We start from the raw sequence: 24,573 nt of genomic DNA, 5'->3' as shown, positions 1-24,573 counted from the left end.
ATGGCATATCTACACCTATTGTGTGAAGAGTTTTTTTAATAACTTATAAAAATAATATTTGATCATTTTGAGTTCCCAGATGCTGGATAAATATTCTTATGCAATTGTTGAAAATCCAAGTGCAATGAAACAGTTTCCTTTCAATGTAGCCTCTAGATTTTTTAATAAAGATGCACCGAACGCTACAGAAGCACAGATAGCATCCTTTAATTGCTTTAGACAAATTGGTGATCCTATAGCAGATAATTTAGTTGAATGTATGCATAGAGTTGGATCTTCATCTAGGCATATGTTTAATCAAGCTCTTGAATATGGAATTGAGACTGTCGATAACCCACCTCAAGAACTCATAGATTTTTTTGCTGTAGTGGATGACTTCCCATATTGGGTAGATCATAAAAGGCTGGAGCGTGCTACTCGTTTTTATCAATTAATAGGTAAAGAAGCTTTTGCCATTTTTATTCCTGGTTTGGCTGTGAGTTATGTCGCTCCAGTTGCCAATCACGTTTTATTAAGATCGGGAGATCTTTATAAAAAAGCAGGAAAGCGTGCTGTAGAAACATTAAATTGGTTTAATGATGTCACTGCTCCGAATGGTATGTCTAGTCGTTTTAGTCCGGGATATAAGGCATGTATACGAATAAGAATGATCCATGCACATATGCGCAAAGCTATGAAATCCAAAAATGACTGGAATTTTGATCAGTGGGATGAACCTATTCATCAAGTTATTTACACTGCAACAATTTTACCATTCGCCTTACTTGCAACTTTGGGTGCAAATATTTTAGGAGTACTTTATGCGAAACAGGAGCGTGAAGATATTTTTCACCTGTGGCGTTTAATAGCACATGTTGTTGGGGTGCATCCTTCACTTGTTCCAACGAATGAACGAGATATTTGGCGTTTAACTTGGATCGAATTACATCAAGTTTTTATCCCTGATGAGACATCTGCCATGTTAGGAGGTGCTCTGTGGCAATCCTTAGATGAAATAATACGCATTGATCAAAATAAACTTATAGACCGTATTCAAAGAAAAATGACCCAAGATTATATTAGTACTCTTGCTCATTTAATGCTTGGTAAAGAGATCGCAAGCTCATTAACTTTCCCAAAAAAATCAATGACAGGCATCGCACTAGTCGGTGGTTCATTTGCTAAGAATTTTGTTGTCACTTCAGTTGCACGTGTTCTACCTAATGGTATTGATCGTTTAGGTAAATATAAAGCTAAACAACGCAATGAGTTCATGCAACAAATCATTAAAAATACTCAGGCTGATCTTAGTTATGAGAGGGGATAATGATTAAATAGTTGTATAAACCAAATTTAATAATAAATTTTAATTATTTATCCTTACTTTTTTAATGATCTAATTTAAAACAGATGTCATTTTGTGTGCTTGACTGTAATAGTGTTGAGCACTATCCTTTGCCTGCTGGCCTACATTGCCAGCCGGCTTTGACAGGCTGTTTTAGACCGCATCAGAATATTCCTTCTGAGGAATACTCTTGTGTGTAAGCTTCTCGTCTCCTCCCGTTGCGGTAGGACGGGAGAGGGACACCTTCGGGTGTGCTGGCGTCTAACCAGTCTGTCAACCTTCTCTCGTTCTGCCACCATAATTATTTGACAGTAATTCGGTAGAACTTCTTTAGACATGAGGAGTCCTCTATGCGTACTAATTCTTTTTCTTTATTGGCCTTTGCCAAATTCTCTCTACCCATACCGCTTAAACAGTCTTTAAAACGACGTAATCGACTTTAGGTTTCTACACCTTAAGAATCGTTACGACTAAAACATAGCAACAATAAACCAGAGATAGGTGAGCACACCATTATTGTGGGGCTTTTGCATGCCTGTATTTAGCACTCATTTTAAGAGTGACGGTATTTCTATCTCTTTTATATACAACAAAAAATTATTTTAAGCGGTATACATGAAAAATTTAGAAGTTTCATTTAGAGCAACTCGAGCGCTTTATACAGCAGCAGATTTATTTAAACAATATGGCTTTAACAAGGTCGGGGTAGACCGAATTGTTAGTGAAGCCAAGATGACTAAAGCCACTTTTTACAATTACTTTCACTCCAAAGAAAGATTAATTGAAATGTGTTTGTTGGTTCAAAAAGAACACTTAAAAGAAAAAGTGAGAGCGGTAAGTGAATCTCGTCAATATCCAGATTTGTCTCTTACGCTTAGACAAATTTACCTTTTACATGCGGACTTAAAAGGTGCGTATTATCTGTTGTTTAAAGCGATTTTTGAAATTAAACAGCTTTATCCAAATGCATATCAAACCGCAATTCGCTATAGGCGATGGCTTAAAAATGAAATTTTCTGGGTTCTGCGAGAATCTAAAAAAAGGGCTACGTATGAAGAGTCAGATATTTTTGTATTTATGATTGATGGTGCGATTTTTGGTCTTTTAGATTCAAGCCAAAATGAAGAGCCTGATCAGTTGCTGACTTACTTTTTAAAAATAAATGCTTAAATTGAAAAACTGAAATAGCAAATTAAAGAACAGAAAGGAAAAAGTGAGGCTGCTAGAGCCTCACTGTATATAGGTGCTTATTTGCCTTTTTTAGTTTTTAAATACTCTGCATAAGCTTCATCTGCAAAGCGTCTTAGAGAATCACCAATTGCAGCATATTGGTATTCATTCAGGTTAGCTAAAGATGCACGGGCAGAAGGGTGCTGCACACCGAAGCCAGAACCGGGTAATAAAACCACACCTGTTTCATCTGCTACTCTAAATAATAGCTCGGTCGGATTTTTATTTTTCATAACCCAATCGGCAAACTCATCTCCATAGAGAGTCCGTGATGTGTTTTCAAGGTTGACTAGGGTGTAGTAGTCCACAGCATTCGGATCTGTTGGAACCTCGACACCAAGCTGTCTATAAAGTGCTGCATCGCGTTCACGAACAACAGATTTAACAGCTTTTTTATAGCTTTGGCGTGAGTCCATCATATTAAATAGTGCAAATAAAACCATTTGAACTTGCTGCGGGGTAGACAGACCAGCGGTATGGTTCAAAGCAACATTTCGGCTATCGGCAACTAAACGGTCAATAAACTTAATGCTTGCTGGGTCGGTAGTTAAAGATGAATAGCGCTCTTCAAGCTCTTTCTTCTCTTTTTTCGATAAGTTCGCAATTTGTTTATCAAGCACATTGTTATTTGAAAGTGCAATGACACCGAGTCGCCAACCAGTCGCACCAAAGTATTTAGAGAATGAATAAACCAAAATTGTATTGTCAGGACAGATTGCAAAAAGTGATTTGAAGTTATCTGCAAACGTACCGTAAACGTCATCGGTCAAAATAATCAGATCAGGGCGCTTTTTGACGATATCGGCCAAAATCGCAAGTCCTTCATCACTCATTTTCACCGATGGTGGGTTACTTGGGTTGACTAAAAAGAATGCTTTAATAGACGGATCTTCTAACTTTCTAAGCTCCGACTCTGGATATTGCCAACCGAGTTTAGGGTCGGCTTCAATTAATACTTCTTCAAGCTGGTAGTCATTGAGTTTTGGAATCTCAAGATATGGCGTGAAAATAGGGCTACCAATGGCAATACGGTCGCCATTTTTGATAATTTTATTTTCTTTTAATGAGTTAAAAATATAGGCCATTGCGGCTGTTCCGCCTTCGACCGCAAACAAATCTAAGTCTCTTTTTTGCATGCCTTGTACGCCCATTTCTCTTAAGACGTACTCTTTAATAATCGTTTCACTGACTCGAAGCATTCGGTCTGGCACTGGATAGTTACAGCCTAAAATCCCTTCAACCATTTCAAGTAAAAAAAGATCTGGATCTAAGCCTAACTGGTCGCGCACATAAGATACGGCTTTGCCTAAAAAGACCACACCGGGTTTGTCACGGTTTTCCAAAATGAAGTTATCAAAACGTGACTGGAGTCCAACGGGGCGCGGGAAGCCACCTAAACCTTCCGGCATATAGGAAAATGAAAATTCGGATTCGGTCGCAGAAAACAAACCCAGTTGAAAGAACGCTCTACGTGGGATGGTAGCAAGAAAGTTTGGATTACCACGCCCAGCATTTAGCATCATTCGGTCAGTTCTGCTTTGAGCTAATTCTATTAAATTATCTTTTAGTTCAAATGGGCTGAGTTTTGCGTATTTAGAATAATCGACTTTCCCCATGGGACGTCTCCTTAATTATAGTGGGATGAATAAAATTTCTAATTCAATGTATAAAATCAGGCCAAGCCTACGATCAGTGGTCCGAGTAGGGTTAAGAACACATTTGCTAGGGCATAGGTAATTGCAAATGGAACGGTCGGAATCGAGTTTCCTGCTTTGTCTAAAATTGCACCAAATGCAGGGTTTGCACTGCGTGAACCAGATAGTGCACCTGCCATTACTGCAACGTTGTCATAACGCAGAACATAACGAGCAAAGAGCATGGAAAGTAGGAGAGGAACCAGTGTTACCACAACTCCTATCATAAAGAGTGAAAGACCACTTTCTTTAATGGTTTGAATTGCTTGTAAACCTGATTGTAAGCCGACGGCAGCAACGAAGCCTGCAAGACCCAAATCTTTAAGAAGCTGTGAAGCCGCTAAAGGCATATTGCCATGCACTTGATTTCGACTTCGAATCCAACCAAACAGAAGACCTGATAGTAAAGCTCCGCCACCTGCTCCTAGCGTTAATGGCACATCACCCAAACGAATCACAAAAAGACCAATCACCAAACCGACCACAAGGCCTGCACCATGGAAAATCCAGTCCGTTTTTAAGCTTTCAGGTAGGGCTTTACCTGCTTCTTTCACCAAGCGGTCGAGGTCGCTTTTTGTTCCGTATACAGTGACCACATCGCCTTGTCGTAAAACAGTGTCATCACTTAAAGGTTGTGGCTCATCCTTACGCTTAATTGCAAGTACATAAATACCGTGCTTTAAATACGCAGGCGTATTGGCCTTAATGTCTCCTAAGGTGCGGTTGAGATATTTGGAATTTCTTAGGATGACATCACTGGTATCCATAATCATTTCCATACCTTGCGATGACTGTAATTCGCTACCGATTTGCTCGGCAACTGAAACCACACTGGCACGGCGACCAACCAATAAGATGACATCGTCTGTTTGTAAAGTTAGCTCGGGAGCGACATCAATAAACTGATCTTTACGTTTTAACCGTTCAATCGTAATACTCGGCTCTTTTGCTTCAATTTCCGCAATAGTTTGCCCATTGGCTTGTTTAACTTTATAAATACGGCCAACAATTTCCGGGATTGCCAGTTCTTGGCCTGGGGCTAATTCAAAAGCACCTTTTAGCCGCTCACTCTGAGCTTTTAAAGCATCGTCGTGAATTTCTTTACCCATAAATTTAGGCAAGATATTCACACAGACAATAATTGCTCCCAATGAACCGAAAATGTAAGTGACCGCATAGCCAATCGCGACATTTGCTTGAAGTCTTTGAATTTCTGCGAGTGGGAGATCGAGTCTAGAAATTGCATCTCCCGCAGTCCCAATAATCGCTGATTGAGTCATGCCGCCCGCAGCGAGACCCGCAGCCAAGCCTTTATCGAGATGAAAAATTTTAGCCATTACTAAAACAGTGACTAAACCACACACTGCCATGAATACTGCTAATAAAATTTCTTTTATGGACTGTGGACCCAGTGATTTAAAAAACTGTGGACCACTTTCAAAGCCGACTGCGTAAATGAAGAGAGCAAATAAAATTGCTTTAACGCCGTTATCGACAGGTACGCCAATAAGACTTAAAACAACTGCGACGAGTAAGGAGCCTGCGACTCCGCCAAACTGAAACTTTCCAAACTGGAATTGTCCAATCCAGAAGCCTATTGCGAGTGATAAGAACAATAATATTTCGGGGCTGTGCTTTAAAACACCTTGTAACCATTCAATCATTTTGATCTCACTTTATTATTAGATCTATCTTTAATATATAAATTTATTTATTTTTCATTTTTAAAATACAATATGAAAATTACTTAAGCAAACCTTTAAGTTTGGTGGTTTTTTTAAGTTTAATTATAAGAATTAATGAGTTTAAAATGCTTGTGATCTAAGGGGTGGTGGTAATTCTGAGTGTTTAAATCAACTATTAATTTTTTAATCATAGATAAAATTTATTTACAATAATATAAAGAATATTTTATGAAATTAAAGCGTCTTGCTTATATCTAATCTTGAAAACAAGTTTTTAGTTTATTGATATTTAAGTGATTAATTTTTAATTGTTAGGCTGGTCCTAATTTTTATATAAATTAAAAAACAATCTACTTAAAATTGGTTTTTTGATAATTGTGTCGCATAAATTAATTTTTAATATATTTAAATTAATCTTTATAATGACATTTATTTTTAAAGAAAAATATAAGATTTGAAATTGCCGTTCTTAAATGGAATGTATATTTGAATGTGAAAGTGATTAATATTTTTATTTTATATCTTAATTAAAATTATCATATTAAAAAGAGAGGTTTATGGTTATTAAAAAACTTTAACTACTCTATGACCGCTCATACTTTTAAGTAAATCTCTGTCCGCGTGTATAACTAATACGCTATTCTTTCGTACTGGTTTCCCAATGACTCACATGCCGTACTGTTCAGAAATGCTAAATTTTTGATGATTCTGTGCTGTCACATGCTGATCTCAGATATTTTGGTCATAAAACTGGGTTATCTCAGCTTAAGCCTTTGACTTTTAGGTTCTATTTTAATTTGGCCACAGAATTTGTACAGATTATTCAGCAGTTTCAATAATATATTGAACAGTACACGGTAATTTTCATCTCAAAATTTATGATGACTTGGGTAGTTTTTCGATTGATTTATATTTTAATTTACCTTAGTAATAAAAAGAGTTTTGTGTGACACAGTTAAAACTATAAATCTCAGAGTATAACTATGAAGCTTAAAGAATTAGCAGGTTGTGAGGAATGCGATACTGTCTATCGTAGAACCCCGCTTGCTTATGGGAAAAGAGCTTATTGCTTATGCTGCGGTGCTGAACTCTATCGGCACACCAAACCTTTTTCGACACTGTTGGCTTTAATCTTAACGGCGTTGATCGTATTTGTTATTGCCAATAGCTTTCCTATTGTAAAAATTGAATTGCAGGGCAACATCTCTGAAACTACCTTACTGGGTGCGGTCTGGGTAATGTTTCATTATGATCGGGCTTTCGTTGGCATTCTTATTTTAATCACCACTTTTATTGTGCCGCTTTCCTATCTTTTATTACTTTCCTATGTGTTGGGCACAGTAAGTATATTGAAGAAAAGACCCACATTTTTAGTGTTTGCCTTACGTACACTTTATTTTATGAGAGTGTGGGGAATGGTTGAGGTGTTCTTAATTGGAATCTTGGTCACGCTTGTGAAGTTAATGGGAATGGTGTTGGTGATTCCCGAGATTGCGTTATGGGCATTTGCGATCTTGAGTGTATTGTTGGTTTATATTACTTCCATCAAGGTGAGTGATATATGGAACGAAATTGATAGGTCACTGCCATGAAAACGATAAAAAATGTGACCCAAACACAAAGCTCGCAGCAAGGGTCAATGCTTAAGCAATACCCAAGAGCCAAAGATCTCTCATTAATTGTGTGTCACTGTTGTGGGGTTGTAAATTCTGCTCAAAATGAAAAGAGACGACTCAACCAAAGCCATCAGGTATTACGTTGTACTCGTTGTAATAGTGTTCTGCATTCACGTAAACCAGCGAGTTTAAATCGAACTTTTGCTTTAGTGGTGGCTGCGACCATTCTCTATATTCCCGCCAATGTACTTCCAATGACGGTGACTGACTCACTGTTGGGTAGTCAGCAAGATACCATCATGAGTGGGGTCATTTACTTTTGGCAAAGTGGAGACTATCTGGTTTCAGTAGTCATTTTCATGGCCAGTATTTTTATTCCCATGTTAAAGCTACTGATTTTGTATTTTTTATTGGTGGCGGTATATCTTCAGCAATCTTCAGCATGGAAATTTTTACCTGAGCAATGCGTTAAATTATATCGAGTTGTCGAGTTTATTGGCCGTTGGTCAATGATTGACGTATTTGTGGTGGCACTTTTAACAGCGCTCATTCAGATTCAATCGCTTGCTACCATTTTAGCAGGGCCGGGTTCGATCGCTTTTGGTGCGGTTGTCGTGTTAACCATGTTTGCATCTTTAAGTTTTGACCCACGACTTATTTGGGATAACTTCTACGCATCTCAAAATACAAATAAACCTTCTACTTTTGCCTCAAACAAAACCAAGATTATTCAGGCTGAACACCCGCCGTTGAATAATGATTCCATTAATCCCAGTCAATAAAAGAACAATGAGTATGTCTGAAAATGAAATAACCCCTGGTAACTCAGATCGTCGTGATCCAGATGTTGAACTGGATAGCGTGAATGATTTGCCAGAACCCCAAGAAAAGAAAAGTCGGTGGAAGCCTCTTTTAATTTGGCTCATTCCATTGGTTGCTCTTTTAATCGCGCTTTCATTAGCGATAAAAGCGCTCTTGTCTCACGGCCCGACCATTGACGTGTCTTTTAGGACGGCTGAGGGATTGGTCGCAGGTAAAACAACGGTCCGTTATAAACAGGTGGATATTGGTGTAGTACGCCAGATTGATCTTTCAGAAGACCGTTCACAAGTGATTGCCAGAATTGATTTGCGCAAAGATGCCAGTAACTTTGCCGCAAAAGATTCACGCTTTTGGGTCGTGCGACCACGTATTGGGACGAGTGGGGTTTCAGGAATAGACACATTATTGTCAGGTTCATATATTGAAGTGGATGGCGGCAAGTCAGAAGAGAAAAAGCTTGAATTTACTGGCTTAGAAATACCGCCAGTGATTACTTCCGATGTGCCGGGTAAAGAATTTTTCTTAAATGCAGATGACTTGGGGTCTTTAGATGTCGGTTCCCCAATTTATTATCGTCGAATTAATGTGGGCCAAATTACAGCCTATAAATTGTCAAATGATGGTAAAACTGTAGAGTTGCAAACTTTTATCCGTGCACCATATGACAAGTTTGTCACCACCGATGCACGTTTTTGGCAAGCGAGTGGTATTGATGTGAGCTTAAATGCTTCAGGATTTAGTTTAGATACTCAATCGCTGGCAAGCATTGTCGCGGGCGGTATTGCTTTTGGAATCCCTGAAAGCTCGCGTGCTACTACAGCGGCAAATCATAGTCGCTTTAATCTTTGGGACTCGAAATCTGAGGCATTAAAAGAACCGGATGGGCAACCTCGTGGTGTGATTATGTACTTTGATCATTCATTACGTGGACTGTCTGTTGGCGCACCAATTGATTTCATGGGTATTGAAATTGGTAATGTTAAATCGATTAATGCAGAGTTTTATAACAACTATAAGCAGATTCGTATGCGTGTTGAGGCGGTTATTTATCCTTCACGTGTTGAAAATGGTCAAGCACTCAATCCAAACAGCAATATTTTCAAAGATTTTGTTGAACATGGATGGCGTGCTCAAATGAGAACAGGCAACCTTCTCACGGGCCAAAACTATATTGCCCTAGATAAGTTCCCTAAAGCTAAGCCAGCCACATTACAAATTTTGAGTGATGACCGTGTGGTGATTCCAACTACACCAACTGAATTGAGTGGCTTACAAGCACAAGTTTCTCAGATTGCTGATAAATTAACTAAATTCCCGTTAGTTGAAATTGGGCAAGATGTACGTAAAACGCTCAACAATATGAACACAGCCATTGAGTCTACCGACAAACTGGTTAAACAGTTAGATGGAAAAGTTGCACCTGGTTTACAAGCAACCTTAGACGATGTTCGTAAAACTGTAAGATCGTCAGAGTCTATTTTGTCGAGCGATGCGCCGTTACAACAAGACGTACGTAAAGCATTGCAGCAAATGACACGTGCAGCTGCTTCATTACAGTTAATGGCAGACTATATTGAGCAACATCCTGAATCAATTATTCGTGGTAAGACACCAGAGACCGATGATGAAAAATAAAAACACTCTATCTTTTCAACATCCTAAAGCAGCCAAATGGCTGCTTGGGAGCGGCCTGTTTTTAACGGCTGTTGCCATGACGGCATGTTCAAGTTCCCCAACGCCAAATTATTATACGATGTCCCCTAAAATTACTGCGGCTACAAAATCAACTGTGCAGGTGATTGAGGTATTACCCGTCGGGATTCCAGACCGATTGGACCGTGCGCCTTTGGTACTCCAAGACAGTAGTGGTAAGTCTACGGTGTTAAACAATGAACGCTGGACATCGACCATGGGTACGCAATTACGCGATACCTTGTCGGCGGGTTTACAGCAAAAATTAGGGGCAATTGACAGTTATAGCAGCGGGCTAGCTGGAAACAATCAGCCTTTATATCGAGTTTCTACAGACTTTTCTCATTTTGATATTGTAGATAAAAGCTATATTAATATTGCGGTGTCTTGGGTAGTGAAGCGTCAAATACCGCCCACTCAATTAGAGTCAAATAATGCAAAAGTCATCACGAATGCAGGATCTCAGCTCAATTGTCGAATTGCTTTTAAGCAGCCGATTGATCAGAAAGCTAAAAAGATGGAAGGTATTGTGAATGCTTCAAGTGAAGCAATGACTCAAATCATTAATACGGTTTCTTCTTCAATTGTGGCGCTAGATTCAAACAAAAAATCGGTTATTAGCAATGGTGTTTGTTCGTAAAACGCATCGTTTTTAATCAACCCCTTTACTTGAGCACAACAGATAAAGGGGTTTTTTATTTTAGTTGCCTCGATAGGTTGAATAACCGTAAGGGCTAAGTAGTAACGGAATATGGTAGTGATTTACGCTTCCATCGACTTTAAAAATTACAGGAACTTCGGCAAAAAAAGTTTGTTGTTTGTTCTTTTTAAACCAGTCTTCAGTTTTAAAGGTAACTTTATAAACTCCTTGCTCTAGTTTTTTATTTTCTGGATAGAGCGCAGTGATACGACCATTTGAATCGGTCACTTGCTGATTAAGTTTAATCCACTGGTTATTGGTGTTTTTCTCTAAAACCACTTCAACCTGAGAAGAGGGCAAACCCGTCTCTAGGTTTAACACATGTACACTTAGTGGATTAGTTTGTGCAAATGTAGCTGAAGCTATAAATAATGAAGATAAAGCAATAAATGATTTAGTCATGATGAACTCCTTATGAATGAAAAACGGTTTCAATGGCTTTGCTTGCGCATTGATTGTCATTCTGTGCGCCGCCAGCACCCGCAACTCCAATAGCACCGATCACTTGGTTCTCAAAACGGACAGGTACGCCACCGCTTAACAAAAGTAAATTTGCTACGGTAGTTAAATTTTTTGCATCGGGGTTTTGATTACTGTTTTGGCTTAAAACTAAGGTCGATGTTTTGGTAGATAACGCGGTATAGGCTTTTTTCTCGGCAGCCATTAAGTTATGCGGGCCCACCAACTCATGCCGTTCGGCAGTTAATGGATTACCACCGCGATCTACAACAACAACCGCAATGTTTTGATTTAATTTTTTGCATGCCTCTTTTGCACTGTCGGCTAGAAGGTGGGCAGTTTGAAGATCTAACGAATAAACTTGATTCAAAGCAGGGGGCTGTGCAAAAGTACTATTACCGAATAGCACGGTTGCTAACATCAGCCAGTTCAATTTTTTCATGATGATTGCCTCTATGTCGCTTTGAAAATCTTAAACAAATTGCTTAATTTCAAGCATGACAATCACATTACAAAGTTGTCATCTTTCAAATGAGTCTCTACAAAATGCGTATCCTTATTATTGAAGACGAGATCAAGATCGCCACTTATTTGGTTAAAGGATTAAAAGAGTCTGGATATCAAGCGGAGTGTGTTCACTTAGGGCTGCAAGGTTTGGAAATGCTAAAAAGAGATCAATATGACTTGCTTATTCTTGATGTGATGTTGCCAGACATAGACGGCTGGAGCGTATTACAAGTACTACGCCAGTTTTCAAAAATTCCGGTGATTTTTTTAACGGCAAAAGATCAGGTCGTAGATAGAGTGAAAGGGTTAGAGTTGGGTGCAGATGATTACTTGGCTAAACCTTTTTCCTATATTGAACTGTTGGCACGTATTAAAAGTCTATTAAGACGACAGCAATATCTGCAAGAAAATGAGCTATCTATTAGTGATTTAAAGATGGATGTGGTCAGTCATAAAGTATGGCGTAGTGGCAACTTAATTGAGCTGAGCAAAACCGAATTTAATTTGTTGCGCTATCTATTGCTCAACAAAGAGCAAATTGTGACACGCAGACAAATTGGTTCAGAGGTTTGGAATATTAACTTTGATACCGATACCAACTTTATTGACGTTGCGGTACGCCGTTTACGAAGCAAAATTGATGAAGGATATGAATTAAAACTCATTCATACCATACGTGGCTTGGGCTATAAAATTTCGGTTAGCTTATGAACTTTAAATTTCTACGTTCTCTTGAAGTCCGTATTACATTAATGGTCACGCTTTGTTCTGCCTTAATTTTATGTTCCGTCGGCTTTATGACCTATTTGGGTATTAACCAGATTTTATTGAAGCAGCAAGATAAAGCTTTAGCAGACAGAATTAATCGTTTGGAAATTTTGCTGCAAGATAGCGAAAATGTAGAGCAAATTATTGCGCGTCCCAAGCTGTATCAAAACATGCTCGGCAACCAAGACAACTTGTTTCTGCTCATCCATAAAGACAAAACTTTAATTAATATCAATCCGCTCCACATTCAACTGCCTGAACTTGCACAGCGCGACAGTCTTCAATTTCAAGATTTAGCTAACAACACATATCCAACGCGCATTGCTTGGAAATCCATAAAAATTAATAACGAACCTTATCTGCTCATTGCAGGTAAACAGTGGTCGGAACGCATTAATATTCTTTTACCTTTTCAAGAAAGTCTCTTGCTGTATGTGGTCGGGGGCGTGTTTGCAATCTTTGTGCTTTGCATTTTAGCGTGTCATTTTGGTTTACGGTCGCTACAACAGCTTCGCAAGCAAACTCATTCTATTAATGCAAATCAGCTACAGAACCGATTAAACCTCCCAAATTCATCTTTAGAAGTTGATCTGCTTTCAAAAGATATAAACCACATGCTTGAGCGTATTGAAAAGGGCTATACGCAGCTCAACCGTTTTTCTGAAGATATCGCTCATGAGTTCCGCACACCTTTAAATAATCTGATTGGGCAAACCGAGATTGCTTTAACTGGAGAACGTTCGGTTGAACAATATGAAGATTTACTGGTTTCTCATTTAGACGATTACCAGAGATTAAAACGCATGATTGATAGCATGCTTTTCTTGGCAAGAGCCGATCAGAAAATGGTGCTTGTAAACAAACAAGAAATAAACCTCAAAGATGTTATAGATGGGCTATGCCAGATTTTTGAATATCAGGCCGAGGAACAAGACTGTCATTTTAGTTTTAACTTAGAAACTCAAAAGTTATTTGCAGATCCTGAGCTTTTTCAAAGAGCCGTTTATAACCTGATTTTAAATGCGTTGGTTCACGGTGGTGACAAGCGAACTATTTACATCGCAACTAAACATAAGATGATTGAACGTAGGCAATGGGTAAGCCTGACTGTGGTAACGGGAGGTGTTTCAATTGCAGATCATCAACTTGAGCATCTTTTTGAAAGATTCTACCAATGTCACTCAAGTCGAAGTGATCAGAATCAAACAGGTGGATTAGGTTTGTCGATTGTTGCTTCAATTATGGATCTACATGATGGCCTCTATCGAGTTTATAACACGGTTGAGGGGGTGTGCTTTGAGCTTGATTTTCCAGTTGCAGATGCTGCAAAGAAATACAATTAAATCCTTATTAATGTTCCTTAATTTTTAAAATTCACACTTTGTTCACAGCCCTCTGACGTATGTTTAAACGTATGAAATAAACAGAAGAGGGCGATCATGAAATTATTATTTAAATCACTTGTCATTAGCAGCAGCCTTGCAGCGGTCAGTTTAATGCTTCCTTTGAGCACCTTTGCCGACACCAATACTAAACCTGTCGCTGTTGATTCTATCGATATTAATAAATACGCAGGTAAGTGGTATGAAATTGCGCATTTACCTATGTTTTTTCAGCGTAATTGTGTAGCCAATACAACTGCAAACTATTCTATTAACGCGGACAAAACCGTTGGTGTTTTAAATAGCTGTACGACTAAAAAAGGCGAAATGATCTCATCTGAAGGTGTGGCCTATCCGCAAAATGAAGGCAACAGTAAATTGAAGGTGAGCTTTTTACCCTCTGGCCTTAGATGGATTCCTTTTACAAAAGGCGATTACTGGGTTTTAAGAGTTGACCCAAATTATCAGGTTGCTTTAGTGGGTGGCCCAAGCCATAAATATTTATGGATTCTTTCTCGTAGCCCTCAACTTGATGAGGTGACATATCAGTCTTATCTGCAAACCGCAAAAAGCTATGGCTACGACGTTTCTAAACTCGTTAAGACAACACAGTCTAAATAGTGAAATGCTGGTTGCGTAGATGCTTATATTTATCTCGTAACCGAGTGAACTTCACATAAAATTCATTGCGCATTTTCTAAATTAGAACCAAAAGAAATGCTTTAGATCAGGAAGAATCAATGTCTAAATTTTTTCTGCGCTGGATCGATAGCTGGTCAGATTCAGAAAATGCGCAAGTGGGTGCTTCTAGCGAATATGTCATTGAAAAGAACATTCAATGGTTAAGAATTATTCCTTTTATTTTATTACATATCGCTTGTTTAGCAGCGCTTTGGGTGGGCGTATCTTGGTTCGCGGTTGTTTTCATGCTGGGGTTTTATTTTATTCGCATGTTTGCAATTACCGCTTTTTTTCACCGCTATCTTTCGCATAAAACTTTTCAGACATCACGTATTGTTCAATTTATTTTTGTACTGATCGGGACGATGAGTGCGCAGCGCGGGCCGTTATGGTGGGCAGCACATCACCGTTATCACCATCATTTTACCGACACCGATCAGGACCCGCATTCAGCGAAAGCAGGCTTTTGGTATTCGCATGTAGGCTGGTTTTTAAATGAGCAGAATTTTGCCACTCGAAAAAAAGTCATTAAAGACTGGTTGAAATATCCTGAGCTGATTTGGCTAGACCGATTTAGTTTGCCTATTGTGATTTTGACGGCCTTAGCAATTTATGGTTTCGGTTCATGGCTTGCACAACATTTTCCTGAGTTGGGCACGAATGGCTTACAGCTTTTAGTGTGGGGATTTGTGATTTCCACAGTTTTATTAACGCATGCAACCTTGTGTATTAATTCACTCGCTCATCGTTATGGCTCACGAGAGTTTAATACCCCAGATGATAGTCGTAATAACTTCCTACTTTCTTTAATTACATTGGGTGAAGGATGGCACAACAACCATCATTTTTACGCAGGCAGTGTGCGACAAGGCTTTTATTGGTGGCAGATTGATATCACCTTTTATGTGCTTAAACTGATGTCTCTATTTGGTTTGGTGTGGGGGCTAAAACCAGTACCAGACAAGGTTTATCAATATAAAAAGATTAAAAACCTATCGATAGAAAAAATTGAAAACGGTGAAGTGTTATGAAAATTGCCATTATTGGTTCAGGTATATCTGGACTTTACGCAGCTTGGAGATTGTCAGAACAACATCAAGTCACTGTGTATGAAAAAAATAACTATTTTGGCGGTCATACTGACACTCACGAGCTAGAGATAGAAGGCACTAAAGTCGCGGTAGATAGTGGTTTTATTGTGTTTAACGACTATAACTATCCGTTATTTACTGACATGCTTAAAAAATTAGGCGTAGAAACTCAAAGCAGCGATATGAGTTTTTCGGTGAATAATCTGGTCAGTGGACTTCAATATAACCCTTCAAAAAAATGGTCGCTCATTGCCCGTCCGCAGAACTTTTTAAACCGAAAATTTCTGCAAATGCTCTCAGATTTGCTGCGTTTTTATGATGACAATAAAGATATAGATGTTACAGATATCGATCCTAATTTATCGATTGAAGAGTATTTGGACCTTCACAAATATAGTCATGAGTTTCGTTATGAGCATCTTTATCCGATGTGCGGTGCCTTATGGTCGGCACCCGTTGAGCAGGTAGGCCAAATTCCATATCGATTTGTCGTGAGCTTTTTTCAGCATCACCGCATGTTGCAGTTAAAAGAGCGGCCGCAATGGCAAACGGTTAAACACGGTTCAGCAAGCTATATTCGTGCTATTCAAAAGAATTGCCCATCCATTGAGTGGAAGTTTGCAGAAGTAAAAGCTGTGAGTCGTTCACCAGAAACAGTTTTGATCGAAACCGTTGAAGGGCAAGCACAATATGACTGGGTAATTTTTGCAAGCCATGCTGACGATAGCCTAAGTTTAATTAAAGATGCGTCGGAGCTTGAACAAGAAATATTAAGCCAATTTGGTTATCAAGATAATCGAATGGTCGTCCATCGTGATCTTTCAATTATGCCTAAAAGCCGTTTGCAGTGGGCAAGCTGGCATGTGCATGTAACGCCAACATCTCAAGTTCAAAACGATGAGTCCGACATACATTATGGTTTTACCTACTGGATGAATAATTTGCAGAATTTATCCTGCGCTACCCAAATTTTTTCTACTTTAAATCCGAATATGAAAATCAAAGCCGAAGACATCTTGGTTGAGCGGCAATATCGACATCCCGTATTTGATGCAAAAGCGATTAAAGCTCAATCTCGTTGGCGCGAAATTAATGGGCAAAATCGTACTTCATTTTGTGGAGCATATTGGGGCTGGGGCTTTCATGAAGACGGCGCCCGCAGTGCAGCACGTGTTGTTGAGCAACTCTTAGCGTTATAAGAATAAATAAGGAGCTTTCAAATGTTATTAAATAAACTTGCTATCGCTCCTGCGCTTATTCGTCATCGGCGTTATAGCCCTAAACCGCATGAGTTTACATCGACCTTAAATTATTTATGGTTCGATCCAGATCAATTAGTTGATATTACAAACGATTGTTCACTCTGGTCGACCGATCATTGGAATGTATTAAAACTATCTAAAAATGATTTTTTAAACATGTATCACGGTTCTATAAGAGACAGAGTAGAGAAAGCGATACTGCAAAATAATCACTTACATCTTCGGCCAGACTGGCAAATCCGAGTGTTGGCTTTGCCTCGTTGTTTAGGTTTTCGGTTTAATTCAGTCGTATTTTATTTTGTTTTAAATAAAGCCGGGAAACCGTTATTTATTCTTAGTGAAATTACCAATACCCCGTGGAATGAACGAAAAGTCTATACACATGACTGTATAAAACAACAAGGTCAGGTAGGTGACTATCAAAGTTTCGATTTTAACTTTGAAAAATCATTTCATGTTTCGCCGTTCATGCCCATACAGCTGACTTACCGTTGGCGATTTAGTTTTTCAGATCAGCAGAATGTCATTCACATGCAGCTTTTTGAAGAGCAAAAACAAGTCTTTGATGCCACTATGCGTTTTGAGCTTGTGCCCATCACATTTCCTTCACAGCAATATCGATATGCTCTTATAAACAGCCTAGCGCCTTTTAAAATGTTGTTTTCAATATATTTAGAGGCATTTAAGTTGTGGCGAAAAAAAGTTCCATTTTATCGTCATCCTAAAAAGATCAAGGTAGATAAGACATGATAAAAACATTTCTTTATGGTGAAGATGACTCACTACCGTTACTGCTCAAGAGTCTTCTCAAACTACGTCATGGACAAATCACTTTTCAGGGCACGTGGAATGGGACGGTCGGTGAAGTTTCAGACTTACATGCTGTGATTGAAGTTCACAATCCTTTATTGATGGATCTTATTTTAAAAAATGGTGTTTTGGGAGCAGCAGAAGGCTACATCCGTGGTGACTGGAGCAGCGAGCACCTTGTCGAGTTGATCCAGATCTTGGCGCGCAACCGAGCTGTATTGGACCAAATCAACCAGAATGTTATTGCTCAAGCGAGCCAGTTTTTTCTTAAAGCTTGGTATCAAAATCGAAAGAATTCTATAAGTGGTAGCCGTAAAAATATTGCCGAACACTACGACTTAAGCAACGACTTTTTTAAATTATTTTTAGATCCGTCTTTAATGTATTCGAGCGCAGTTTTTGAAAATGAAAGCATGACCCTCGAAGAAGCATCTGATTTAAAAAAAGAGATCATTTGTAAAAAGTTAGATTTAAAACCACTAGATCATTTAGTTGAAATTGGAAGTGGGTGGGGTGGTTTTGCCATTTATGCAGCTCAACATTATGGCTGTAGAGTAACCACCATTACCATTTCACAAGCTCAATATGATGAAGCCGTTACTCGTGTGAATGAAGCTGGCTTAGCTCATCGAATTGATGTGCAACTGAAAGATTACCGCTTGCTCGAAGGAAAGTTCGATAAGCTGGTTTCAATTGAAATGGTTGAGGCCGTTGGTGCGCAATATTTATCGACATACTTTGATCAATGTAAAGCACTCTTAAAACCGAAAGGTTTGGCATTTATTCAAGCCATTACCATTGAAGATTTCCGATATAAAAAAGCATTAAATACAGTTGATTATATTAAGCGCTATATTTTTCCGGGTAGCTTCATTCCTAGCATAAGTGTATTAACTCAAACTGCTTCTGAAAGTGGTTTAAGGTTAAAACATTTAAATGATATTGGTTTAAGTTATGCACAAACACTTCATCACTGGCGAGCGCGTTTTTTAGCAGCGCGGGAACAAGTATTGGCTCTAGGTTTTGATGAAAGTTTCATTCGCATGTGGGATTTCTATTTATGTTATTGCGAAGGTGGTTTTAAAGAAGGCGTGATAAGCAATGTTCACTTGTTGTTTGAAAGTACTAGTTACTAAATCAAACAGCTCAAGTAAGGAGACTGCTCATGTTTTGGAATTTACTGATTCTAGATTTAATGATCATGTTGCTGAGCTGGCTACTTGCCACTCTAAATGGCCGAGCTGGAATTGTAGATGCTGCATGGAGTTTCTGTCTGGCAGTAAACATTATCGTGTCTTCTTTACTCATTTCAGTTGCCCCAGTTGAAGTGCGTCTTTTTATCGGTATTTTTAGCGGCTTATGGTTTTTAAGATTATTTTGGCACCTGTTAAGACGTTATCAATCTGAACAAAAAGAAGATGGCCGTTACGCGAGCATGCGTAAAGCGATGGGTAAGTTTCAGCATATTGGCTTTTTATTCTTTTTTATCTTTCAAACACTTTTAGTGCTTTTGTTCTTTTTGCCGATGTGGATGCTCCTCAATGTAGAGGCAACTGAATGGAGTAGTGGATATAAAGTCGCTTTAGTAATTGCTGCTGTCATCATGGCAATTGCTTTCATTGGAGAACAACTCGCTGATCAGCAGTTATACCGATTTAAATTAAATCCAGATCATCATGGCAAAACGATGGATCAGGGTTTATGGCGTTATTCACGTCACCCCAATTATTTTTTTGAATGGTTACACTGGTTTGCCTATCCAATTATTGGTTTAGCGGCAGGCCAATATTTATTGTGGATTTATCCGTTACTGATGTGGCTATTTTTATATTACGTCACGGGTATTCCATTTAGTGAAAAACAAGCAATTAAAAGTCGCGGTCAAAATTATCTTGATTATCAACAAAAAACGTCAATGTTTATTCCGCGAAAACCCAAAAAATAGGTGCGCATATGGATTTTATTGTTCATCAGTCTTTAAAAATTGTTGAAAGTGGTGTGATTCCAGATCATGCAATTCGAGCTGCAATTCGTGCTTTAAGTAAAAAGCGCTTAATCCAAGAAGGCCGTTATGACCCTGAACAAGGGGCACAGCGCTACATGGATGTGCTTAATATGCTGAAGAAGAGCGAAATCGCGGTTGAAACGGATAAGGCAAACGAGCAGCACTATGAATTGCCGACCGAGTTTTTTCAGGCGGTGCTTGGAAAAAGACTTAAATATAGTGCGTGCTATTTCCCGACTAAAACCACAACTTTAGATCAGGCAGAAGAGCTGGCTCTTCAGCTTTATTGTGAAAGAGCACAGCTTAAAAACGGTCAACACATTTTAGAGTTAGGCTGTGGTTGGGGTTCTTTAACTTTGTGGATGGCAGAAAACTATCCACGCTCACAGATTACGGCTGTTTCAAATTCTGCTACTCAGAAAAAGCATATTCTTCGGCAAGCAGAGTTGAGGGGTTTAACCAATGTTGAAGTGCTTACCTGTGATGTGAATGTACTTGAATTAGACCAAGACAAGTTTGATCGTGTTGTATCGGTCGAAATGTTTGAACACGTTCGTAATTACCAACGTCTTTTTGAAAAAATTCAGGGCTGGTTAAAAGCAGACGGCTTACTTTGGTGTCATATTTTTTGCCATCGCTTTTTACATTATCCTTTTGAAGTGAAATCAGATTATGATTGGATGTCCAGGTATTTCTTTACTGGCGGTTTAATGCCTTCGACTTCGACTTTTTTGCATTTTCAAGAGCATTTAGAGTTGGCTCAACAGTGGCAGTGGTCGGGTGAGCACTATATGAGAACGGCAAATGCTTGGCTTGATAACATGGATAACCAAGAAGTCGAACTGAAGCCACTGTTTAAAAAAATCTATGGAAAAGATGCCAATATTTGGTGGCAACGCTGGCGTATTTTCTTCATGGCTTGTGCTGAGTTATTTGGTTTTGAGCAAGGTCAAGAATGGGTCATTGGTCACTTTTTATTTAAAAAGCGATCATAGTAATTTCTATAGCCTATCCCGGCGATAAAGATATGATAAAAACTCGACATGATGGCAAAGCGAGTCATCCATTAGCCCAAATGTTCAATCGATATTACTGGTTGCAGATTGGTCTGATTGCATTATCGATCGTGGTCGGGTTGGCTTGTAGTGCTTGGGTAATTAAAGGCTCTTTACTTAAAACCGCTTTAGAACAGGAAATGGAGCATTACTGGTTACGCATAGAACGTAATCCAAATGCAGACTTACCAGATACTAAAAATTTATATGGATATCGGTGGAATACACAGGTCGCGCCTCAACCTTTTCGCGGCATGCATTTAGAAAGCGGCGTACACCGAGTATTCGTTGATGGTAAAGAACGAATGACGGTCTATGGTGAGCGTAATGGTCAACATGTTCTATTGGTATTTGGCGAAAGCAATGTTAATAAGCTGATCTGGTTATTTGGCCTTGCTCCACTCATGTTCAGCTTATCTGTTCTATATAGCTTTTTGTGGTGGTCAAACCGAAGAGCAAGACGCTATTTTTCTCCAATTACGCGCTTAGCGAACGCTTTAGAAAATATTGATTGGGCACATCAAGATACTCAGGCATCTCCTTTTAGAGATATTAATACCAATGGCAATATGGAAGCCGAATATCTCAAACAAGCTTTAGAAAAATATCATCAAGTTTTAAGTGATTTTATTCGACGTGAAAGAGAATTTACTGGAGATGTGAGTCATGAGTTACGCACTCCACTCACCATTTTGAAAGGTAATGTGCAACTGTGTCAGGCGAAATATGGAGACGATAAATCTTTAGTCCGTCTTCATAACACAATTGAAGATATGCAGCTGCTCGTTGATACCTTACTTGCGATTGCACGTAATACGGTACAGAGCTTGCCATCTGAGAAAAATTTATTATCGAAAACGGTAAAGGATCTTGTTGAAAGTTTAGAAGCGGTAAGTGCAGGTAAAGGGATACAAATTAATATTCAACCTGATGTTTCTGAGCAGCCACGTTGGTTATATCCTTCGATGACTCAAATGGTTTTAGGTAATATTTTACGTAATGCGCTGAACTATTCTCAAGGCTCACAAATCGACATTATTCAACAAAAAAACAGCCTGATTATTGCAGATAATGGAATTGGAATTTCTTTACCTAACGATGTAAAGGTGCAAGAGCTAAGCGACACACAACTTTCCTTAAAGGCTAAAGGCCATGGAATTGGTTTGCAATTGGTACAAAAGCTTTGCAAACAACTAGGATGGAGAGTGGAGCTGTTTGATCGACAATATTATTTAACCACTCATCCTGAACTCGATTTGGAGCCAACCACAGGCTTAATTGTTGTGGTCTATTTAAGTTAAGTCGCGGAATCTTCCAAAGCAATTTTTAAACCGACACCTGCCACTGTATGTAATAGCTTTGGGTCAAAAGGTTTATCAACCATTTTTCTTAAGTTATAAATGTGACTGCGTAACGCATCACTTTCAGGCTCTTCATCACCCCATAATTCCATCATCAGTTCTTGCTTGGTCACCACTTTTGGAGACTGGCGCATCAAAATTTTTAATAGTTTAAATTGAATAGGGGGTAACTCGATATTATTTCCGGCACGAACCACGGTTTGAGTTGCGCTATCAAGAATTAAGTCGTGAATTTGAATTTTATGGTGAGTGACTTCGCCAGCTGCTCTTTTTATTAATGCACGAATCCGCATCACTAATTCATTAAAATCAAAAGGTTTTACCAAATAATCATCTGTGCCAGCAGTAAAACCTTTAAGTTTGTCATCTAAAGTATCTCTTGCTGTGAGCATAAGAACGGGAATATCAACGCCTTGTTCGGTACGTAGCCAGTTACATAGGTCATAACCCGAGCCATCGGGCAAATTTATATCAAGCAACAAAAGATGATAATGCTGAGATTTGAGAAAAGTTCGTGCAGCATCTAAATTACGTGCATGATCGACAACATAACCATGCACTTCAAGAAATTCGCAGACTGTTGCTGCAAGTTCAAAATGGTCCTCAACCATGAGGATAAAGTGATTACCCATGAGATTTTATTAAGCCATTAATTTAATAGTTGTTGTTTTAATTTAGCATTAAACGGTTCACTACCAAACCAGATTTTAAAATATTGATTTGCATTCGGATTGTTCAAAGAGCCGAGCAGCTTCTGGTTTAATTTTAATTCTAGTTTTTGATTTTCATGTTGATAGTAGAGACTATAGAGATCTCCACTCTTAATTGGCCTATATAGTTCATTAATATGATTAAGCGGGGATTTCGCATCAAAGCCGCTAACATTTTTCTTCAAAAAGTGGGTTGCTGCGCGTTTAAATGCCCACTCGGGAATATCGCGGTTATAGCTAAAGTCCATTTTGATGCTTTGGCTCTGCCAATTTTTTAGGCAATCTTCAGCAAAGTAACTGACATTTCCCACTTTCTTGCCCGTCACCATTAAAGGAGCTGAACTGCATTTTTTTAGTTCAGCCGCATGCGCTTGAGATACGATTAAGATTCCCAGAAATATCAAGATTTGACTTTTTTGAACGGTAATACCCATTTATATACTCCTCCGAATATGGGTAAAGAACGGTAGAGGCCATTCGCTGGATCCCAATAATCTTGCTGGAAAATAATTTTTTGTTGTTCATTAATCTTAATTTGACTAATTCCATAAGAAGCCATGGTTTTTGAGCGACCTAGCATTTTAAAGTCATAGGTCATGTACCAATGGATGTAGGCTGTATCTTGGTGATGAGTTGCACTAATGAGTTTTACAGTGACATTACTCACTCGGGCATTCATGCCTTCAAAATGCTTAATGAGATCTTTCTTTTGAGAGAACTGTGAGAGTGTATCGTTGATATAGAGCTGATCAGCGTAAAGATTACTGGCATTATTTACAAAAGAAGGGGTGCCGAGCGTATTAAATGCAGCGACAAAACGATTGCCGATATCTAACGCCTGTTGATCATCTAATTCTATACCAGTAATTTTTTGTTCAGCTTTGCCATAGTCACCTGAGTAACTAGGCACACTTTTACACGCCGTTAAACCTACCAAAGTAACCAACCCTAGGGCTATAGTTATAATTTTCATGTCGATATCCAAGCCAACTTTATAAGATCAAATTAAAGAGCTGGTCGTGAATTTTGCGTGAATTCTTATGTTTTATGATTTGGGATTTAATGCTGGTTTCTTTGAGGCAAATAGATCTTCACTAACTTAAAGTTTTTTATAGTAATGCTTTACTTTTTATCAAAGAAATTACAGATCTTTTTTGAAAAAGATAACATCCATATTCATGTAACTAGATGAATTTGTTTTTTCAAAACCAAGTTTATTTAATAGGTTGTGGGCAGGTAAATTATCTTTTTCTGAAAAAGCGATCACATGCTTAAATTTTCGACTTTGCATGTCTTCTAGTAACTTAAGTGAAGCTTCAACAATATAACCTTTATTTCGCTCAGTTTTAATAAGTCTAAAACCTAGTTCAGCTTCTGTCTTGCTATCAACCTCACAAGTTTCAAAACCACAATAACCAATAATTTTATGGGTATCTTTTAAAACGATAGCCATCTTGCCAAAATTATGATTTTTATAGTGCTCCAAAATTTCTAAAAAACGATCAGTTGCTGCCTCAGTTGATAAGGCACCATGAGGTGAAAAAGCCATAAAATCTTTGTCTTGAAACATCTCCAACATAATAGGTAAGTTTTCTTCAAGGAATGGCCGTAAAATTAAACGTTCTGTTTCTAACATAGAGTTCTTATTAAATAGTTTAAAAAATTATAGCTTATAAGATGAATAATAATTCAATAAAGAAAGCAATTTTATTCTAGCTG

General features: G+C 38.5%; 24 protein-coding genes. 16 read left to right on the top strand and 8 right to left on the bottom strand.

Features of this window, described 5'->3' with window-relative positions; all coding sequences use genetic code 11:
- The first annotated feature begins 79 nt into the window (after window positions 1-79).
- Window positions 80-1,306 (top strand): oxygenase MpaB family protein, encoded by a 1,227-nt coding sequence (locus AW165_RS00730; protein WP_060464708.1) that lies wholly within the window; start codon window positions 80-82, stop codon window positions 1,304-1,306.
- A gap of 633 nt (window positions 1,307-1,939) precedes the next feature.
- Window positions 1,940-2,494 carry a TetR/AcrR family transcriptional regulator gene (locus AW165_RS00725; RefSeq protein WP_060464707.1) on the top strand — a complete coding sequence of 185 codons (555 nt, stop codon included), beginning with the start codon at window positions 1,940-1,942 and terminating at the stop codon, window positions 2,492-2,494.
- A gap of 77 nt (window positions 2,495-2,571) precedes the next feature.
- Here the strand turns inward: AW165_RS00725 and AW165_RS00720 are convergent, their stop codons facing one another.
- A complete protein-coding gene (locus tag AW165_RS00720) occupies window positions 2,572-4,170 on the bottom strand; it encodes a bifunctional aspartate transaminase/aspartate 4-decarboxylase (protein ID WP_002116631.1) in 1,599 nt (532 codons plus the stop codon).
- A 56-nt stretch (window positions 4,171-4,226) separates the two neighbouring features.
- Window positions 4,227-5,912 (bottom strand): aspartate-alanine antiporter, encoded by a 1,686-nt coding sequence (gene aspT / locus AW165_RS00715; protein ID WP_060464706.1) that lies wholly within the window; start codon window positions 5,910-5,912, stop codon window positions 4,227-4,229.
- A 1,004-nt stretch (window positions 5,913-6,916) separates the two neighbouring features.
- Between aspT and AW165_RS00710 the strand changes: the two genes are divergently transcribed.
- Genes AW165_RS00710 through AW165_RS00695 form a run of 4 tightly spaced genes read left to right on the top strand, consistent with a single transcriptional unit; the run spans window position 6,917 to window position 10,703 of the window.
- Window positions 6,917-7,525: a paraquat-inducible protein A gene (locus AW165_RS00710; RefSeq protein ID WP_060464705.1), complete on the top strand. Its 609-nt coding sequence runs from the start codon at window positions 6,917-6,919 to the stop codon at window positions 7,523-7,525.
- The gene (locus tag AW165_RS00705) at window positions 7,522-8,331 is read left to right on the top strand and encodes a paraquat-inducible protein A (RefSeq protein ID WP_060464704.1); all 810 of its coding nucleotides are present in this window, start codon (window positions 7,522-7,524) and stop codon (window positions 8,329-8,331) included. Before AW165_RS00710 ends, AW165_RS00705 begins: the two co-directional genes overlap by 4 nt.
- Before the next feature lie 7 nt (window positions 8,332-8,338).
- Entirely contained in the window at window positions 8,339-10,006 is a 1,668-nt protein-coding gene (locus AW165_RS00700) for an intermembrane transport protein PqiB (protein WP_081410506.1), read from the top strand.
- The gene (locus AW165_RS00695; RefSeq protein ID WP_032052267.1) at window positions 9,996-10,703 is read left to right on the top strand and encodes a PqiC family protein; all 708 of its coding nucleotides are present in this window, start codon (window positions 9,996-9,998) and stop codon (window positions 10,701-10,703) included. The genes AW165_RS00700 and AW165_RS00695 overlap by 11 nt, the downstream gene beginning before the upstream one ends.
- A 60-nt stretch (window positions 10,704-10,763) precedes the next feature.
- Here the strand turns inward: AW165_RS00695 and uraH are convergent, their stop codons facing one another.
- Together uraH and AW165_RS00685 are read right to left on the bottom strand one after the other, a co-directional pair.
- On the bottom strand, window positions 10,764-11,165 hold the full coding sequence (gene uraH / locus AW165_RS00690) for a hydroxyisourate hydrolase (RefSeq protein WP_060464702.1): 402 nt from the start codon (window positions 11,163-11,165) through the stop codon (window positions 10,764-10,766).
- A 10-nt stretch (window positions 11,166-11,175) separates the two neighbouring features.
- Window positions 11,176-11,643: a GlcG/HbpS family heme-binding protein gene (locus AW165_RS00685; protein WP_081410505.1), complete on the bottom strand. Its 468-nt coding sequence runs from the start codon at window positions 11,641-11,643 to the stop codon at window positions 11,176-11,178.
- A 125-nt stretch (window positions 11,644-11,768) separates the two neighbouring features.
- Between AW165_RS00685 and AW165_RS00680 the strand changes: the two genes are divergently transcribed.
- The 10 genes from AW165_RS00680 to AW165_RS00635 all read left to right on the top strand — a co-directional run bounded on the left by AW165_RS00680 (window position 11,769) and on the right by AW165_RS00635 (window position 22,084).
- Window positions 11,769-12,440 (top strand): heavy metal response regulator transcription factor, encoded by a 672-nt coding sequence (locus tag AW165_RS00680; protein ID WP_044100947.1) that lies wholly within the window; start codon window positions 11,769-11,771, stop codon window positions 12,438-12,440.
- Window positions 12,437-13,840 (top strand): heavy metal sensor histidine kinase, encoded by a 1,404-nt coding sequence (locus AW165_RS00675; protein WP_060464700.1) that lies wholly within the window; start codon window positions 12,437-12,439, stop codon window positions 13,838-13,840. Before AW165_RS00680 ends, AW165_RS00675 begins: the two co-directional genes overlap by 4 nt.
- Window positions 13,841-13,936: 96 nt before the next feature.
- Entirely contained in the window at window positions 13,937-14,500 is a 564-nt protein-coding gene (locus tag AW165_RS00670) for a lipocalin family protein (RefSeq protein ID WP_060464699.1), read from the top strand.
- 119 nt (window positions 14,501-14,619) lie between these two features.
- On the top strand, window positions 14,620-15,591 hold the full coding sequence (locus AW165_RS00665) for an acyl-CoA desaturase (RefSeq protein ID WP_060464698.1): 972 nt from the start codon (window positions 14,620-14,622) through the stop codon (window positions 15,589-15,591).
- The gene (locus AW165_RS19600; RefSeq protein WP_060464697.1) at window positions 15,588-16,850 is read left to right on the top strand and encodes an NAD(P)/FAD-dependent oxidoreductase; all 1,263 of its coding nucleotides are present in this window, start codon (window positions 15,588-15,590) and stop codon (window positions 16,848-16,850) included. Before AW165_RS00665 ends, AW165_RS19600 begins: the two co-directional genes overlap by 4 nt.
- 21 nt (window positions 16,851-16,871) lie before the next feature.
- Window positions 16,872-17,663: a DUF1365 domain-containing protein gene (locus AW165_RS00655; RefSeq protein ID WP_060464696.1), complete on the top strand. Its 792-nt coding sequence runs from the start codon at window positions 16,872-16,874 to the stop codon at window positions 17,661-17,663.
- Entirely contained in the window at window positions 17,660-18,859 is a 1,200-nt protein-coding gene (locus AW165_RS00650) for an SAM-dependent methyltransferase (protein WP_060464695.1), read from the top strand. Before AW165_RS00655 ends, AW165_RS00650 begins: the two co-directional genes overlap by 4 nt.
- 29 nt (window positions 18,860-18,888) lie before the next feature.
- Window positions 18,889-19,668 carry a DUF1295 domain-containing protein gene (locus AW165_RS00645; RefSeq protein ID WP_060464694.1) on the top strand — a complete coding sequence of 260 codons (780 nt, stop codon included), beginning with the start codon at window positions 18,889-18,891 and terminating at the stop codon, window positions 19,666-19,668.
- 8 nt (window positions 19,669-19,676) lie between these two features.
- Window positions 19,677-20,723 (top strand): SAM-dependent methyltransferase, encoded by a 1,047-nt coding sequence (locus AW165_RS00640; protein WP_060464693.1) that lies wholly within the window; start codon window positions 19,677-19,679, stop codon window positions 20,721-20,723.
- A 32-nt stretch (window positions 20,724-20,755) separates the two neighbouring features.
- Window positions 20,756-22,084 (top strand): sensor histidine kinase, encoded by a 1,329-nt coding sequence (locus AW165_RS00635; RefSeq protein ID WP_057085375.1) that lies wholly within the window; start codon window positions 20,756-20,758, stop codon window positions 22,082-22,084.
- Here the strand turns inward: AW165_RS00635 and AW165_RS00630 are convergent.
- From AW165_RS00630 to AW165_RS00615, 4 genes are all read right to left on the bottom strand, one after another.
- Window positions 22,081-22,776, bottom strand: coding sequence for a response regulator transcription factor (locus AW165_RS00630; RefSeq protein WP_000526530.1), 696 nt, complete (start codon window positions 22,774-22,776; stop codon window positions 22,081-22,083). The genes AW165_RS00635 and AW165_RS00630 overlap by 4 nt on opposite strands.
- Before the next feature lie 17 nt (window positions 22,777-22,793).
- Window positions 22,794-23,288, bottom strand: coding sequence for a chalcone isomerase family protein (locus AW165_RS00625; RefSeq protein WP_060464692.1), 495 nt, complete (start codon window positions 23,286-23,288; stop codon window positions 22,794-22,796).
- Window positions 23,255-23,827 carry a nuclear transport factor 2 family protein gene (locus tag AW165_RS00620; protein ID WP_060464691.1) on the bottom strand — a complete coding sequence of 191 codons (573 nt, stop codon included), beginning with the start codon at window positions 23,825-23,827 and terminating at the stop codon, window positions 23,255-23,257. The genes AW165_RS00625 and AW165_RS00620 overlap by 34 nt, the downstream gene beginning before the upstream one ends.
- A 168-nt stretch (window positions 23,828-23,995) precedes the next feature.
- Window positions 23,996-24,490, bottom strand: a complete 495-nt coding sequence (locus AW165_RS00615; RefSeq protein ID WP_032055581.1) for a GNAT family N-acetyltransferase — start codon at window positions 24,488-24,490, stop codon at window positions 23,996-23,998.
- Window positions 24,491-24,573 lie beyond the last annotated feature (83 nt).

It is taken from the genome of Acinetobacter sp. LMB-5 (genome assembly GCF_001541635.1).
GTDB classification, from domain to species: domain Bacteria; phylum Pseudomonadota; class Gammaproteobacteria; order Pseudomonadales; family Moraxellaceae; genus Acinetobacter; species Acinetobacter pittii.
Note: the sequence above shows the minus strand (reverse complement) of the source record. Positions and strands in the feature narration are given on the sequence as shown.

Bases quoted from the DNA above. Each gene is read 5' to 3' on its own strand.
- AW165_RS00730 (WP_060464708.1), top strand. From the start codon at position 80: ATGCTGGATAAATATTCTTATGCAATTGTTGAAAATCCAAGTGCAATG.
- AW165_RS00725 (WP_060464707.1), top strand. From the start codon at position 1,940: ATGAAAAATTTAGAAGTTTCATTTAGAGCAACTCGAGCGCTTTATACA.
- AW165_RS00720 (WP_002116631.1), bottom strand. From the start codon at position 4,170: ATGGGGAAAGTCGATTATTCTAAATACGCAAAACTCAGCCCATTTGAA.
- aspT (WP_060464706.1), bottom strand. From the start codon at position 5,912: ATGATTGAATGGTTACAAGGTGTTTTAAAGCACAGCCCCGAAATATTA.
- AW165_RS00710 (WP_060464705.1), top strand. From the start codon at position 6,917: ATGAAGCTTAAAGAATTAGCAGGTTGTGAGGAATGCGATACTGTCTAT.
- AW165_RS00705 (WP_060464704.1), top strand. From the start codon at position 7,522: ATGAAAACGATAAAAAATGTGACCCAAACACAAAGCTCGCAGCAAGGG.
- AW165_RS00700 (WP_081410506.1), top strand. From the start codon at position 8,339: ATGAGTATGTCTGAAAATGAAATAACCCCTGGTAACTCAGATCGTCGT.
- AW165_RS00695 (WP_032052267.1), top strand. From the start codon at position 9,996: ATGAAAAATAAAAACACTCTATCTTTTCAACATCCTAAAGCAGCCAAA.
- uraH (WP_060464702.1), bottom strand. From the start codon at position 11,165: ATGACTAAATCATTTATTGCTTTATCTTCATTATTTATAGCTTCAGCT.
- AW165_RS00685 (WP_081410505.1), bottom strand. From the start codon at position 11,643: ATGTTAGCAACCGTGCTATTCGGTAATAGTACTTTTGCACAGCCCCCT.
- AW165_RS00680 (WP_044100947.1), top strand. From the start codon at position 11,769: ATGCGTATCCTTATTATTGAAGACGAGATCAAGATCGCCACTTATTTG.
- AW165_RS00675 (WP_060464700.1), top strand. From the start codon at position 12,437: ATGAACTTTAAATTTCTACGTTCTCTTGAAGTCCGTATTACATTAATG.
- AW165_RS00670 (WP_060464699.1), top strand. From the start codon at position 13,937: ATGAAATTATTATTTAAATCACTTGTCATTAGCAGCAGCCTTGCAGCG.
- AW165_RS00665 (WP_060464698.1), top strand. From the start codon at position 14,620: ATGTCTAAATTTTTTCTGCGCTGGATCGATAGCTGGTCAGATTCAGAA.
- AW165_RS19600 (WP_060464697.1), top strand. From the start codon at position 15,588: ATGAAAATTGCCATTATTGGTTCAGGTATATCTGGACTTTACGCAGCT.
- AW165_RS00655 (WP_060464696.1), top strand. From the start codon at position 16,872: ATGTTATTAAATAAACTTGCTATCGCTCCTGCGCTTATTCGTCATCGG.
- AW165_RS00650 (WP_060464695.1), top strand. From the start codon at position 17,660: ATGATAAAAACATTTCTTTATGGTGAAGATGACTCACTACCGTTACTG.
- AW165_RS00645 (WP_060464694.1), top strand. From the start codon at position 18,889: ATGTTTTGGAATTTACTGATTCTAGATTTAATGATCATGTTGCTGAGC.
- AW165_RS00640 (WP_060464693.1), top strand. From the start codon at position 19,677: ATGGATTTTATTGTTCATCAGTCTTTAAAAATTGTTGAAAGTGGTGTG.
- AW165_RS00635 (WP_057085375.1), top strand. From the start codon at position 20,756: ATGATAAAAACTCGACATGATGGCAAAGCGAGTCATCCATTAGCCCAA.
- AW165_RS00630 (WP_000526530.1), bottom strand. From the start codon at position 22,776: ATGGGTAATCACTTTATCCTCATGGTTGAGGACCATTTTGAACTTGCA.
- AW165_RS00625 (WP_060464692.1), bottom strand. From the start codon at position 23,288: ATGGGTATTACCGTTCAAAAAAGTCAAATCTTGATATTTCTGGGAATC.
- AW165_RS00620 (WP_060464691.1), bottom strand. From the start codon at position 23,827: ATGAAAATTATAACTATAGCCCTAGGGTTGGTTACTTTGGTAGGTTTA.
- AW165_RS00615 (WP_032055581.1), bottom strand. From the start codon at position 24,490: ATGTTAGAAACAGAACGTTTAATTTTACGGCCATTCCTTGAAGAAAAC.